Source organism: Candidatus Kryptonium thompsonii (assembly GCF_001535985.1).
Taxonomy (GTDB): Bacteria; Bacteroidota; Ignavibacteria; order Kryptoniales; family Kryptoniaceae; genus Kryptonium; species Kryptonium thompsonii.
In genome coordinates this window covers 19,180-33,892 of sequence record NZ_CZVS01000015.1, presented here as the reverse complement: position 1 = coordinate 33,892, position 14,713 = coordinate 19,180, and the positions used below count along the sequence as shown (strand labels likewise).

The following is a 14,713-nucleotide window of genomic DNA, read 5'->3' as shown; positions in this document are numbered from 1 at the left end:
ACAAACATTTTTTGCAAGCACAAAGTAAAAATCTGTGAAAAAGCGACCGGGATCAATTCCTAGCGCTTGTCTTATATATTCCGTTCTTGCAATCTCAAAATATTTAAGGTAAACCGAGTTATGAACTATCCCGTAAGAGTCAAGATCAAAACTTCTAACCTGTACCTGTATTTTAAATTTGAACTTCTCAGCGTTGATTTCTGCTTGATTCATATTGAGCGTTTAAGATTCGTTTTCCTTATTTATATAAACTGTTCTTATCGGGAATGGAATGATAATTCCCTCGTCTTTATAGCGTTTATGTAATCTTTTTATGAATTCATGTTTTATCAGATATTGATCTGTAAATTCTCTGCACCGCATGATAACGGTAAAGTTTATACTGAAATCTCCAAAGGTATGATATCGGATAAAAGGCTGAAATTCAGGGATTCCACCGGGAACTTCCATCATCACTTCCTTTGCAACTTCGATGGTTACCCTTTCAACTTTTTCAAGGTCACTGTCGTAGCTTACGCCAAGCTGAACGGTAACGGAAATTTCTCTATCTGGCAGATAGTGGTTTTTAACAATTGCTTGGGCAAGCTTTAAATTTGGGATAATTATATAATTGTTTGGCAGTTCTCTTATCGTTGTGTTTCGCCATGTTATATCAACGACATATCCTTCCTCACCAGTTTCAAGTTTTATGTAATCTCCGGGCTTTATTTGTCTTGTTAGTATAATGTGCAATCCGGCGAATAGATTTGAGAGTGTGTCTTGCAAAGCTAAAGCAACAGCAAGACCCCCAACGCCAAGTGCTGTTAAAATCGGTGTGATTGATATACCCAATGAGTGCAGTATTATCAATATGCCTATTATGAAAACTATAATTCGTGTCAGGTACACAAACAAGCTCGTCGATGGGAGCACATCCTGAGCTTTTTTGCTGTACATGTTGATAAAGCCAACGCTAATATTCGCAATGACGATCGTGACGGAGAGAATATATAAAACCATTACAACTTTTTGTAGAAGGAACAGTAAATTAGGTGTTATCGGTAAGGTTGTGCAGGCGATATATAAACCCGCAAGGGCGAACCAGAAAGTTATCCATTTTCGAAGCGAAGCAATTATAATATCATCGCCTTCCCATTTTGTTCTCTCCGCAATTTTCTGAAGCCTTCCAAGAATAACTTTTTCAAAAATTATCCCAGCAATTATGCTAACGATAAAAATTGAAACAGGTAAAGCTAAAAATTTCAATTTCTCCACAACTATCACCGTCGCCCAAATTCTCTATTTTTTGTTAAAGATTCACAGGGCATATCGTTCCATTTCAATCAAATGGTCAGCGATTTTCCTTCTTAGCGAAATTGTATTGATAGGAATATGCTTTATTAACCTTCTCAGGGCAGTCAAGTAGGTTCTAAGCATGTCCCCTTCAGCTATGGCTGAGAGAAGTTCTTTTGCGTATGTTTCAACGCGAATTATCGAATCATTCACGAAGGCTTTTACGATGTCGATATATATGTCTGTTTTGTTCTTTCCGCCTCGCGCAAGCATTTTCTCAACCCTTAAAATTGCACTTTCCATCGCATAAATTTCCATGATTATGTCACTTATGCGCCCAATGATTTCTTCTTCGTCTTCAAGCTTTGTCATGTATTTTTGCACGGCGAGTCCAGCCACAAATAAACCGGCTTTCTTAGCTGATTTCAGAAGTTTTTTCTCCTCAGCAAATATTCCGGTTGCCTCTTCTTCTTGCACACCGATCCCCATTATTTCATCTGTTAATTTCTGCGCTGCTGGTATCAACGGGAGCTCACCTTTCATAGCTCGTTTTAAGAGCATCCCAGTTATCACAAGGCGATTTATTTCATTTGTCCCTTCAAAGATCCTGTTTATTCTCGAATCTCTATAAGCACGGGCAACTGGATACTCTTCTATATATCCATATCCACCGAAGATTTGAACGGCTTCGTCAACAACATAATCAAGTATTTCCGAAGCGTAAACTTTTATTATTGAGCATTCAACTGCATATTCCTCAATTCCCTTCAATGCTAACTCATTTGCTTTCGGATCGGATTTATCAATTCCCGAAAGTATGTTGTCTATCAAACCTGCGGTTCTGTAAACCATGCTTTCACCGACAAATGTTCTTATAGCCATTTCCCCGATTTTATGTTTTATAAGCCCAAACTCAGATATCGACTTGCCAAACTGTTTTCTTTGCTTTGCGTATTTAACTGATTCAGTTATAACTGCTTTTGCCCCGCCGATCACAGCAGCTCCAAGTTTGAATCTCCCGATGTTTAAAATGTTAAATGCAATTTTGTGTCCTTTACCTATTTCACCAAGCACATTTTCAATCGGGACTTTCACATTATCAAGATTCAACGCCCTTGTTGAAGAGCCTTTTATCCCCATTTTCTTTTCTTCTTTGCCAAGCGAGATCCCCTCGAAATTTTTTTCAAGTATGAAACCCGTAAAATGTTCACCGTTAATTTTTGCAAAGGTGATATAAACATCAGCTATTCCAGCGTTCGTGATGAAAATTTTGTTTCCATTCAAGATATAATATTTGCCATCCGGGCTCAATGTTGCAGTTGTTCTTATTGAAAGTGCGTCGGAGCCAGCATTTGGTTCGGTGAGAGCATATGAAGAGATTAGTTCGCCTGTTGCAAATTTTGGAAGATATTTTTTCTTTTGTTCCTCCGTCCCAAAATAAACTATCGGTAATGTCCCAATCCCAGTGTGTGCTCCGTGTGTAACAGCAAATGAACTTGCTTTGCCGATTTCTTCAGCGACAAGCATTGAACTTGTTTTGTCAAGCCCAAGTCCACCATATTCTTCTGGGATATCAACCGCTAAAAGTCCAATTTCCCCCGCTTTTCGCATAAGTGAAAGTGTAACTTCCCAATTTTGCTCTTCAATTTCTTCAATTTTGGGCAAAACTTCTTTCTCAACAAACTCATTTGCAGTTTGAGAAATCATTTTGTGCTGTTCTGTGAAATCTTCTGGAGTAAAGGTATTTTCAGGTGAGCTTTCTTGAATTAAGAAACTACCCCCTTTAGTGTAGGTTTCAAGTGTTGACATGGTGGCACCTTTAATTTTGTTGTGCAGTTTTAAAATTTCGAACAAAAGTTTTTTCATAAAAAATTTAACCCTATGTGTTTAAAAATTCAAGTTATCTTTATGACCTTGCTCATCATAAAATCGACAAATGAAGGAGCAAACTTATTTATCCAAACTGTTAATTTTCCCAGCGGTGTTAACACAATTTCCCTTTTCTTTTTCACAACCGCTTTAAAAATTTCCTTTGCAACTTTTTCTGCTGACATTATCATAAATTTCCCTTGCATTCTGTCCGTTCCATAATACCTTGCATTTTCAAAAAATTTTGTGTCAGTGGTTCCGGGATGCACTCCTATAAAGTGAATTCCAAATTTTTTATATTCAACTCTAAGGGCTTCTGTTAACCCGGTGAGAGCAAATTTGCTTGCGGAGTATATTCCCATTCCAGATACCCCCCTTTTCCCCACGACTGATGAGATATTGACTATTATCCCATCTCTTTGCTCAATCATCAAGGGTAAAACTTTGTGAATTAAGTAAGCTGAGCCAAGGAAGTTGACACGCATTATGTTTTCAATATCTTCAAATGGAGTCATGTGGAACCAACCGTAAATTCCGAAACCAGCGTTGTTTATAAGAATATCGATTTTATTGAAGGTTTTCAAAGTTTGTTCAATAAGGTTATCAAGTGAGCGAAAATCGCCGACGTCTGTTTGAATGGCAACGACATTTGGATTGAGATTTCGAATTTCTTCTTCAACTTTTTTCAAGTTATCAAGATTTCGTGAAGCAAGCACAACTTTACAGCCTGCTTTTGCAAAAATTTTTGCTGTCTCTTTTCCTATTCCGCTTGATGCCCCTGTTATTATAACTGTTTTGCCACTTAAGGAAGCCATAGATAATCAAACTTTATTGTAAATTTAACTTCGCTTCATTGCGTTCAATCCTTCATCTACATTTTTAAGTTTAAAGCTTAACACAGATTGAATTTTACTTATGTTGAGAGAACAATCTTTAGCACCAGCCAGATAGGTTTTAACCGAGTCCATCGGCACTGGGATGATCAAGTCTTGTGGATACCCGAAGACGTCCGCAAATTTTAATGCAAAGTTATATCTTGATATCCTTTCGGGACCACCAAGATTAAAGATATCATTTTTGATATCTTTTGAAATCAATTCATCTATCGCCATAACTGCGTCAACCGCATAAATTGGTGTTCTAAATTGATCTGCAAAAACCTTAACTTTTCTTTTTGCTCTCAATTCAGTATGAAGCCAATCGGAAAACGAATTTGTGAAAACATTGCCCCATCCATACATCAGGGCGAGACGAAGAATTATGTAATTATCGTATGATTTAACTATCTCTTCGGCTTCGAGTTTTGTTTGAGCATAGTAACTTTTGGGTTCCGGCTTAGTATCTTCCGTGAAGAAACTTCCATCACCACTATATACAAGATCGGTCGAGATGTAAACAAATTTTGCCCCAACCTCTGCACTTGCGTCAAGCAAGTTTTTAGTTCCCTCAACATTTACAGAATAAGCAAGGTCGCGGTCTTGATCACAAATTTGAACATTCGTGATAGCAGCTGTGTGAACAACCACTTCGGGCTGGATTTTTTTTACCGCTTCAAAAACCTCATCACGATTTCTGATGTCAATTTTATAGAAATTACATTTTTCAAGGAATAATTCGTGTTGGAAGTAAAAAGCGGTGATCTCATGCTTGAATCGTAAGGTTTTACAAAAATTCCAGCCAAGAAAACCACTTCCGCCGGTGAGTAAAATTTTCAATTTTTTAAAGCCTTCTTAATTTTTAAATGTTTAGAGTTTGCCGATGAAGTCCAAAACAATAAACGCAAGTCCCACAAGGAAAAGCAAGGCAAAAAGTGTCACCACTGCAAAAATTTTAACTCTTTCTATCGTTTCTTCTTTATCAATTTCATATTCAGGCATTGTCAGGACGACGATATCGTCATCAACCTTAACTTGACAGGAAAGCCGAAGGTTTGGTTTAACTTTGTGGGCAATTAGAAATTTACCTTTTAAAACCCACTCCTCCATCGGTGTTTTCGAGTTAACATTTTTATCACCTTGAATTATCTCAACCCTGCATGTTCCACAGAGCCCATGTCCTTGACAGTTGAGGATTTGATTTATACCTTTGTAAACATTTATTCCCGCCTTTAGGGCAGATTTTCTCAAGTTTGCACCTTTCGGAACTTCAATACTTCTGCCTTCACGCTCAAACTTGACTACTGGCAAGTTTTCTCCCTTTTTTGTTTTTATTTACTTTCTTCGAATGGTGGTCTATAGTAAATGTAGCTGTGGAGAAGTTCGATTTTTTCCGTTTTTTCATCAAGTGAGATATCCATAAGATCGCGAAGCGAAAGCATACCCAGCAAGTTGTTGTTTTTATCAACAACGGGAAGATGTCTTATTTGAGCCTTTTTCATTTTCGCGAGACATTCTTCATAAGATTCATTTTCAAATGCGATCATAACTTCATGAGTCATAACATCGTCGATTTTTATGTCAGCTGGATTTAATCCCTTCGCTATGACCCTTTTCAGTAGATCCCGTTCGGAGAAAATGCCGAGAAATTTCCCATCTTTTGAAAGCACAAGAACCGCACCGATATTTTTTTCAGCCATAAGCTTTGCAGCATCAAGCACTGAAGAACCACTCTCTACAAAATAGAGTGGTTTACCTTTAATGATATCGCCCGCTGTCTTCATGACAGCACCTCCATTTTGTTTTTATCCTCCGTAAAACCAGCCAGTATCCCACATAACAAGTGGTTTTGCTTCTTTTCTCACACCAGCGTTGATCACCTCTCCAACAAAAATTGTATGATCTCCTCTTTCGACTTTATCAACCACCCTACACTCAAAAAATGCCGGAAGGTCGACAAGTAACGGAGAACCGGTTTCGCCTTGTTCAAATCTATAACCATTTATCTTATCATTTTCCACGCTTGTTGGTTTAAAGAACGCTGAAGCGATTTCCTTTTGATCTGATGCAAGTATGTTGACTGCGAAAACACCACTTTCTGAAATTGTGCTATGCAATCCGGAATCCCGTTTAACCCCTACCATAACAAGCGGTGGCTCAAAGGAAGACTGACTTAACCAGTTAACAGTTCCTGCTGAATATCTATCTCCAGATTTTGAAGTCAAAATATAAAGACCGTAAGTGATCATCCTCAAGGCTTTCTTTTTTGCTTCAGGATTCATTTTGCCTCCTTTTTGTTAATTTTACTTTCTCTCTTCAAACTTTACTTTAAAGCTCAATTTTTCTCCATTTCTTAAAATAATTACCTCAACTTCATCGCCAGGGTTGAAATCACCAAGTGCATAGGTATAATCGTAAATGTTTTTAATTTCCCTTTCACCAAGCTTTATAATCACATCCCCAGGTTTAATCCCAGCTTTCTCCGCTGGGGTTCCTGGACGAACATCACTAACTTTCATACCTTGAACTTCCTCGGAGTAATCGGGGACGACGCCAAGTGTCACCCTAAATCCACGCGCGCTCCTTTGTGGTGTTTCCACCTTGACGAATTGTGGTTTCTCTTTAGATTTGTCAAGTTCAAGAGTCAAACTTGCGATAAAGTCGAGAATCTTTTTTTGTCCCTGGTAGTTTATTTTGTCGTAATCATCGCTTGGTTTATGATAATCCCCATGTATTCCCGTGAAGAAGTGAAGCACCGGGATATTTTTTGAATAAAATTGTGCATGGTCGCTTGGACCGTATCCATCTTTTACAAGGTTTAGTTCAAATTTAAATTCAGAGTTCAATCTTTCAATTATCTCGTTCCATATAGGGCTTGTTCCAACGCCATATATTGTCAACTTATTTTCCTTCATTCGTCCGATCATGTCCATATTTATCATGGCGATTGTATTTTCAAGCGGGAAAACTGGATTTTTTACATAATATCCTGAACCAATTGTTCCCTCTTCTTCAGCTGTAAAGGCTATAAAGACCAAAGTTCTGTTAAGTTTTTTCCTGTTGTGTGAAAAATATTCCGCAAGTTCAAGCAAACCAACAGTTCCAGAACCGTTATCATCGGCACCATTGTGAATTGCAACTGTATCAGGGATAAGCGAACCCTGTCCGCCCCAGCCGAGATGATCGTAATGTGCACCGATTATGATATATTCGTTCTTTAATTCGTGATTTGAACCTTCAATATAACCTATGACATTTGCAACCTTTGACTTGATATAGCGAACATCCGTTTGAATTTCAGCATTTAAATTTTTTATGGGAAATGAATTGGGTTTCTGGGAATCGTAAATTTTTTTAACGATATCATAAAGTTTGAAATCGTATCCGCACGCTTTGAATAATTTGTCAATTACGCTATTTTTGACTTCAATAACTTGAATGCCCGCCTTTCCTGCGGAATAATCATATGTGAATTTCTCAAATTTTTCTGAAAATGGATCAACTAAGATAACGCCAGCAGCGCCTTTTGATTGAGCGTTGCTAACTTTATATCTAATGGATAGGTATTTTTCAAACGGGGAATGTGCTTTGTAGCCATCTGGTGTTCCTTTTAGGACTATTACAACTTTTCCACGTGCGTCAATTCCTTCGTAATCATCATAGTTTTGTTCTGGGGCAGTTATACCGTAGCCAGCGAAAATTACATCGCTTTTAATTTTTCCAGATTCGCTGAAAGGAAGTGGAATGAAATCCGATTTAAAATTTAGTTTAATTTCTTCGCTGTTTGTTTTGAAGCTTACAAAGTTTGAATCACCCATTTTGACATCGCTGACGAAATCGAAATATTGAAAGTAGGTTCCATTATCTCCAGCGGGTTTCAATCCAAATTTTTTGAAATAATTTGCTATGTAATTACTGGCAAGTTCAGCTCCCCTTGTTCCAGCTCTTCTTCCTTCAAGCTCATCTGAGGCTATGTGTTTTAAATGTTTGAATAGGTCCTTTTCGTCAATCTGTGGTGAAGTTGATCTTGGATAAAAACACGAAAAGAAAAATAAAGCACTAATTGCAAGAAGAAGTAATTTTCGACTCATTTCTTTATTTCATTTAGTTTAAAATCTTGAGCGTCGAATTGCATTCCTGTGATACCGTTGGATTCGTCGGAGGCTAAGTATATGAAAATATCAACGATCTCTTCTGGTTTTTTTAGTTTTGATTGGTCTTCATTTGGGTAAGCTTGCTTTCGCATCTTTGTTGCAAGTGGACCTGGGTTTACAGAGTTAACCCTTATGCCTGTATCTTTAAGTTCATCGGCAAGGACTTGAACGAGTCCTTCAACTCCAAATTTTGAGACTGCATAAGCTCCCCATCTTGCTCTTCCCTTTCGTCCAACGCTCGAACTTACCATAATTATGCTTCCGTTTCCTTGTGTCATCATATATTTAACGACCTCGTGTGAAAAGTAAAAAACACCATTTAAGTTAATGTTGATCACCTTTTCCCACACATCAATTGGGTAATCAGCGATGTTTGTTCTCTCCCCAAGTATTGCTGCGTTATTTACGAGTATATCTATTCTCCCAAACTTTTTATGAACAGCTTCGACGAATTCCTTGACCTCATTGTAATTTGCGACATCAAGTTTTCCAGCGTAACAGCTCGAGCATGTAGTTTTGATTTGATCAGCGACTGTGAAGATTTCATTTGTTCTTGAACATACTGCGATTAAGGCGCCCTCGCGAGCGAAGGATTCCGCTATTGCTTTTCCCAGCCCGCGTGATGCACCTGTTATGATTGCAACTTTATCTTTAAGTCTCATTAATCTCTTGGTTAAATTTAGACTGCTTTAAAAGATAAAAATTTTGGTGAAAATTGTCAAACTTTAGTTGGTCGAGTTTAATTTGAAATTTATGGTTGAGTTTATTATATTTATATCCGCAAAAATCACCGCGGGGTGGAGCAGCTGGTAGCTCGTCGGGCTCATAACCCGAAGGTCGCGGGTTCAAATCCCGCCCCCGCAACAAAAATTTTTAAAAATTAATAGAATTTGCTCAAATGCCGAATCTTAAGTCAGCCGAAAGGAGATTGAGAAAATCTGAAAAGAGAAGAGCGCGAAACAAGCATTATAAGTCGATGATGAAAACATTTATTAAAAAGGTTAAAACGGCCGCGACAAAAGAAGAGGCCGAGCTTATGCTCAAAAAAGTTTATTCAATACTTGATAAGCTTGCTGCCAAAGGAATTATCCACAGAAACAGAGCAGCATCTTATAAATCCAAACTTGCACAATTTGTTAATAATTTTCCTATAGTGAAAGCCCAATCATAAGAAAATAACCCACAATTAGTGAGCTTTTAAGAGTTTAGTATAACTTCCTTAACGCAAGGGGGTTATTTCGCTTGACAATTGTATTTTTGTTTATTAACTTTTTCTGGCAACAAAAACATGAAGAAATTTATTGTGCCTCACCATGGTTTTTGAGTGGTAAAAAAATTTAAATGGGGTATTAAAATGCTATGGAAGAAAGTAGCCATAGTGGTTTTGATGGTTGTAACAATTGCTCTAATGCAGTTTGCGAAAGCACAAGAGATAAACCCGGAAATAATAAAGATAGGGGGTAGAATTGGGCTATCTTTAGGGCGTTTGAGTGTGAAAGGACTTCCAGATGGGGTAAAGCAAAATTTTGGGATTGGAATTGAGGGTGGTGTAGCCTTAGGGGTAACATCTTCAGATATCTTAGAAGTTGAAGCCGGAATAGGCGTTTCACAACGAAGAGGGGTCTATTCAAATAATGGAGTAAGAAAGATAACAGTTAAATTGAACTACCTTAATGCTCCAATTTTAGCTAAAGTAAGGTTCCGTTCAACAGGTATTGTGAAGCCATACTTATTGTTTGGTGTTGAACCATCGATATGGTTAAGTGGTGAAATTAAATATGAATTTGAAGCTGTGGATTGGGATATGGTAAAGATAATGTCGATATCAGGGGCTGTGGTTTCCTCTGATATTGGAATTGACCTCGGTTCTGGGGTTGAATTTAATCTTGGGAGAATAGTGCCCTTTTTTGATATAAAGTATTCCCTCGGCCTTTTTAAAATAAATGAAACCGCGATTTACAGAACAGAAGAAATTAAATTGAGAACTCTGCTTATTGCGGTAGGAGTAAAACATACCCTCGATTTGATGAAATGATTTTGGGTTGATGAAAAGCTATGTTGAGATGCGACAAATTTTCTATAAGGTAGTAATTTTGGTGTCTATCCATTTGCATTGGTTTTCTCGAATTATTATATTTGAGGAAAAATTTTAGGCAGGGAAGATGTGAAAACTGATATAAAATCCGTCCTCATCATCGGGAGCGGTCCAATCGTAGTGGGTCAAGCCTGTGAATTTGATTATTCGGGGACTCAAGCCTGTAAAGTTCTTAAAAATCATGGCTTGAGGGTTATACTTGTCAATAATAATCCTGCCACGATAATGACTGATCCCGAATTTGCAGATGCAACCTATCTTGAGCCGTTGACCCCGTATTTTCTCGAAGAGATTATCAAGAAAGAAAAGCCAGATGCGCTTCTTCCCACGCTCGGGGGTCAAACTGCCTTAAACCTTGCGGTTCAACTTCATGAGCTTGGAATTCTTGAAAAATATGGCGTTAAACTTATCGGTTCGAGCATTGAGGCGATAAAAAAGGCGGAGGATAGGGAACTTTTTAAAAAGTCTATGGAGAAAATAGGTCTCAAGGTCCCCGAGAGCGCTTTCGTTAAAACTGTTGAAGATGGTTTGAAGTTTGCTGAAAGGATTGGTTTCCCGTTGATTTTAAGGCCAAGTTTTACGCTCGGTGGAACTGGCGGCGCGGTGGCGTATGATTTCGATGATTTAAAAAGGAAACTTGAGAAAGCACTTATAGAAAGTCCAATCAGAAAAGTTTTGATCGAACAATCTTTGATCGGTTGGAAGGAATATGAGCTTGAGGTGATGCGCGATAGAAAAGATAATTTTATTGTCGTTTGTTCAATTGAAAATTTTCATCCAATGGGAATTCATACGGGTGATTCAATCACAGTTGCACCTGCGCAGACATTAACAGACAAGGAATATCAGAGACTTAGGGATTATGCGAAGATGATAATGAGTGAAATTGGGGTTGAAACTGGTGGGGCAAATATTCAATTTGCAATTCATCCTGAAAATGGCGAAGTATTTGTCATCGAGATGAATCCACGCGTTAGCAGAAGTTCAGCCCTTGCAAGCAAAGCGACGGGTTTCCCAATTGCGAAAATAGCGACGCTCCTTGCTCTTGGTTATACGCTTGATGAAATACCGAATGATATAACGAAGAAAACACTTGCATCCTTTGAACCATCGATCGATTATTGCGTTGTCAAGATACCAAGATGGGATTTTGAAAAATTTAAAGAAGTTGATGATACGCTTGGAGTTCAGATGAAGTCGATTGGCGAAGTGATGGCTATAGGGAGAAATTTCAAGTCGGCATTTCAAAAAGCGATAAGGTCGCTTGAGATTGATAGATTTGGGCTTGGGTGCGACGGAAAGGATGAGATACAAAATTTTGAAGGCGATGGGGCATTGAAAAGAAAAATTGTTGAAAGGTTAAAACAAAATAAATGGGACAACATCTTTTGGATAAGATATGCTTTTATGTCTGGCATGAGCGTTGACGAGGTTTACGAACTGACCAAAATTGACAGATGGTTTCTTTATAATTTGAGGGAGATAGTTGAGATAGAAAACGAGTTGAGAAAAATACCCGACATTTTTAAACTTGCCGACGAAAATCCATCGCTTGCGAGAGAGATTATTTTAAGGGCGAAGAAAAATGGCTTTTCTGACAAACAGCTGGCTTTTATTTGGGGGAGAACGGAAAGCGAGATAAGGGATTTAAGAAAAAAACTTAACATTATTCCAGTTTATAAAACAGTCGACACTTGCGCTGCTGAATTTGAATCTTATACTCCTTATTTTTACTCAAGTTATGATCTCGAAAATGAATCGATCCCAACGGACAAAAGAAAAGTTTTAATCATCGGAAGCGGACCAAATAGAATTGGGCAAGGGATTGAGTTTGATTATGCAAATGTTCATGCTGTATTTGCCTTAAAGGAGGAGGGTTACGAAACGATAATGATAAATTGCAACCCTGAAACGGTTTCGACAGATTATGATACTGCCGATAGGTTATACTTTGAGCCGATAACTTTTGAAGATGTTATGAACATAGTTGAACTTGAAAAGCCAGATGGGGTTATAATTAGTTTCGGCGGTCAGACTCCTTTAAAACTTGCAAAGGTTTTCAAGGCAAACGGTGTAAAAATTCTCGGCACATCCCCCGAAAGCATAGATATAGCTGAGGACAGAGGTAAATTCACGAAGTTGCTTGATGAACTTGGAATTAATTATCCAGCTTGTGGTTACGCTAGGACAATTGACGAAGCTGTTGAAATTGCCAATATGATTGGATTCCCTGTGCTTGTTCGTCCATCATATGTTCTCGGCGGGAGAGCGATGAAGATAATTTACTCGAAAGATTCGTTGGTTGATTATTTGAAAAATGAAATTAAAATCTCTCAAGAGAACCCTATTTTGATAGATCAATTTCTTGAGGATGCATTTGAATATGATGTCGATGCGATATGCGATGGTGAGAGAGTTTTAGTTATGGGGATAATGGAACATATAGAAGAAGCTGGGATTCACTCTGGCGATAGTTCCTGCATTTTCCCGCCAATTATGGCTGAAGATGATACGATTGAAAAGATGATTGAGTACACTCAGAAAATTTCTCTTGCGTTGAAAGTTGTTGGCTTAATAAACATTCAATTTGCAGAAAAAGATGGTGTGGTCTATGTTCTTGAGGCAAATCCTCGCTCGTCAAGGACAGTTCCGTTCATAAGTAAGGCAACAGGGATACCGTTTGCTAAAATTGCAACTAAGCTCCTTGTCAAAAGTTCTGACGCTGTGATCGATGAGTTTGGGCTTTACGATTTCAATTTTAGAAATCTCAGGATTAAAGCATGTAAAGCGCCCGTCTTTTCATTCTCAAAATTTCCAAATGTAAACGTTTTTCTCGGTCCTGAGATGAGGTCGACTGGTGAGGTCATCGGTTTGTCTTACTCATTTGGGGAGTCTTTTGCGAAGGCTCAAATTGGGGCGGGAAATCTTTTGCCGACATCTGGAGCTGTTTTGATAAGTGTTAACGACAGGGATAAGAATCAAAAAGTTCTTAAAATCGCCAACGAGTTTGTCAATCTTGGTTTTAAGATAATTGCAACGGATGGGACTGCGAAATTTTTAAGGTCAAACGGAATTTATGCTGAAAAAGTTTATAAGGTGAATGAGGGACATCCTGATATCGTCGATTACATAAGGGAGGGGAAGATAAACTTTATAATAAACACACCGCTTGGCGAGGCTTCAAGATTTGATGAATTTGCGATTGGTAGGAATGCGGTTAAATATAAAATTCCATTTGTCACAACTCTTTCAGCTGGTTTAAGCGCGGTCGAAGCGATAAAAAAATTAAGACAAGGTAATTTAACGATAAAAAGTTTACAAGAGTATCATACAGAAATAAAGTTTGAGATAATGAAATGAAAAAGGCGAAACTTGCTCTTGAAAATGGAATTGTAGTTGAGGGGATAAGCTTTGGGGCTGATGGCGAAGCTGGAGGTGAAGTTGTGTTCAATACTGCTTTGACAGGGTATCAAGAGATTATAACTGATCCATCGTACAAGGGACAAATTTTAATTTTTACGAATCCGCTCATTGGAAACTACGGTGTAAATTATGAAGATGTTGAATCTAAATCTCCCCAAATTGCGGGTCTCGTTGTTTATGAAATTTCAAAGTTTTACAGCAACTGGCGAGCGGTGGGCTCGCTTGAAGATTACCTAAGAAAACATGGTGTGGTTGGGATTGCGGATGTTGACACAAGATTTCTCGTGAGGCAGATAAGGGACAAGGGCGCGATGCGTGGCGTTATATCTACGGTTGACTTGTGTGATCAAAGTTTGATAGCGAAAGCGAGGGAGGTACCGAAAATGAGCGGGCTTGATCTGGCAAGTTCTGTAACAACTGATGAAAGTTTCTTTTTTAATAAAGATGATGGGAGCAAATTTTTTGTGGTCATATATGATTTCGGTGTAAAACTTAACATTATGCGAAGTTTGAAAAACCTTGGTTGCGATGTCTTTGTTGTTCCAGCAAACGCCGATGCGGATGATGTTTTATCTTTGAACCCAGATGGGGTTGTCCTTTCAAACGGACCTGGTGATCCATCTGCTTTAACTTATGCCGTGAGAAATGTAAAGAAAATTATTGGTCGAAAGCCAATCCTTGGGATTTGTCTTGGGCATCAAATTCTTGCTCTTGCAATTGGAGGTAGAACATATAAAATGAAATTTGGGCACAGAGGTTCGAATCATCCCGTTAAAAATTTAATCTCAGGTGGAATTGAGATAACTTCACAAAATCATGGTTTCGCCGTTGATCCCGATTCAATGAAAGAGAAAGATGTGGAGATCACTCATATAAGCTTAAATGACGGAACAGTTGAGGGGATGAGATTAAAAAATTTTCCCGCCTTTTCAGTTCAATATCATCCGGAGGCATCGCCGGGACCTCATGATAGCAGTTATGTTTTTAAAGATTTTGTTAGAATGATAGAAAGCTTGAAATACTGA

At 38.2% G+C, this 14,713-nt stretch carries 14 protein-coding genes and 1 tRNA gene; 5 read left to right on the top strand and 10 right to left on the bottom strand.

Translation table 11 applies throughout. From position 1 onward, the window contains the following. The 10 genes from AWW78_RS02975 to AWW78_RS02930 form a co-directional block, all read right to left on the bottom strand. A partial coding sequence (locus AWW78_RS02975) for an acyl-CoA thioesterase (RefSeq protein WP_047134149.1) occupies nt 1-213 on the bottom strand: 213 nt, incomplete at its 3' end. A gap of 9 nt (nt 214-222) precedes the next feature. Further along, entirely contained in the window at nt 223-1,254 is a 1,032-nt protein-coding gene (locus AWW78_RS02970; protein WP_234697338.1) for a mechanosensitive ion channel family protein, read from the bottom strand. A gap of 42 nt (nt 1,255-1,296) precedes the next feature. Beyond that, nucleotides 1,297-3,081, bottom strand: a complete 1,785-nt coding sequence (locus AWW78_RS02965) for an acyl-CoA dehydrogenase family protein (RefSeq protein WP_047134151.1) — start codon at nt 3,079-3,081, stop codon at nt 1,297-1,299. 86 nt (nt 3,082-3,167) lie between these two features. Beyond that, on the bottom strand, nt 3,168-3,956 hold the full coding sequence (locus AWW78_RS02960; RefSeq protein ID WP_047134147.1) for an SDR family oxidoreductase: 789 nt from the start codon (nt 3,954-3,956) through the stop codon (nt 3,168-3,170). Nucleotides 3,957-3,980: 24 nt separating this feature from the next. Beyond that, the gene (locus tag AWW78_RS02955) at nt 3,981-4,856 is read right to left on the bottom strand and encodes an SDR family oxidoreductase (RefSeq protein ID WP_047134146.1); all 876 of its coding nucleotides are present in this window, start codon (nt 4,854-4,856) and stop codon (nt 3,981-3,983) included. 30 nt (nt 4,857-4,886) lie between these two features. Then, entirely contained in the window at nt 4,887-5,327 is a 441-nt protein-coding gene (locus tag AWW78_RS02950) for a 2Fe-2S iron-sulfur cluster-binding protein (RefSeq protein ID WP_075426070.1), read from the bottom strand. Nucleotides 5,328-5,347: 20 nt separating this feature from the next. Then, a complete protein-coding gene (locus AWW78_RS02945; RefSeq protein ID WP_047134145.1) occupies nt 5,348-5,800 on the bottom strand; it encodes a CBS domain-containing protein in 453 nt (150 codons plus the stop codon). A gap of 21 nt (nt 5,801-5,821) precedes the next feature. After that, the gene (locus AWW78_RS02940; protein WP_047134144.1) at nt 5,822-6,298 is read right to left on the bottom strand and encodes a flavin reductase family protein; all 477 of its coding nucleotides are present in this window, start codon (nt 6,296-6,298) and stop codon (nt 5,822-5,824) included. 21 nt (nt 6,299-6,319) lie between these two features. Further along, nucleotides 6,320-8,107: a M20/M25/M40 family metallo-hydrolase gene (locus AWW78_RS02935; RefSeq protein WP_047134143.1), complete on the bottom strand. Its 1,788-nt coding sequence runs from the start codon at nt 8,105-8,107 to the stop codon at nt 6,320-6,322. Beyond that, a complete protein-coding gene (locus AWW78_RS02930) occupies nt 8,104-8,832 on the bottom strand; it encodes an SDR family NAD(P)-dependent oxidoreductase (protein ID WP_047134142.1) in 729 nt (242 codons plus the stop codon). The genes AWW78_RS02935 and AWW78_RS02930 overlap by 4 nt, the downstream gene beginning before the upstream one ends. Before the next feature lie 129 nt (nt 8,833-8,961). Between AWW78_RS02930 and AWW78_RS02925 the strand changes: the two genes are divergently transcribed. The 5 genes from AWW78_RS02925 (at nt 8,962) to carA (ending at nt 14,713) form a co-directional block, all read left to right on the top strand. Beyond that, nucleotides 8,962-9,034, top strand: a tRNA-Met gene (locus tag AWW78_RS02925). Nucleotides 9,035-9,068: 34 nt separating this feature from the next. Further along, nucleotides 9,069-9,341, top strand: a complete 273-nt coding sequence (rpsT, locus tag AWW78_RS02920; RefSeq protein ID WP_047134141.1) for a 30S ribosomal protein S20 — start codon at nt 9,069-9,071, stop codon at nt 9,339-9,341. 183 nt (nt 9,342-9,524) lie between these two features. Next, nucleotides 9,525-10,205 carry a porin family protein gene (locus AWW78_RS02915; protein ID WP_047134140.1) on the top strand — a complete coding sequence of 227 codons (681 nt, stop codon included), beginning with the start codon at nt 9,525-9,527 and terminating at the stop codon, nt 10,203-10,205. 129 nt (nt 10,206-10,334) lie between these two features. Beyond that, nucleotides 10,335-13,625 carry a carbamoyl-phosphate synthase large subunit gene (carB, locus tag AWW78_RS02910; RefSeq protein ID WP_047134139.1) on the top strand — a complete coding sequence of 1,097 codons (3,291 nt, stop codon included), beginning with the start codon at nt 10,335-10,337 and terminating at the stop codon, nt 13,623-13,625. Beyond that, complete coding sequence (carA, locus tag AWW78_RS02905; protein WP_047134138.1) at nt 13,622-14,713, top strand: glutamine-hydrolyzing carbamoyl-phosphate synthase small subunit; 1,092 nt, start codon at nt 13,622-13,624, stop codon at nt 14,711-14,713. Before carB ends, carA begins: the two co-directional genes overlap by 4 nt.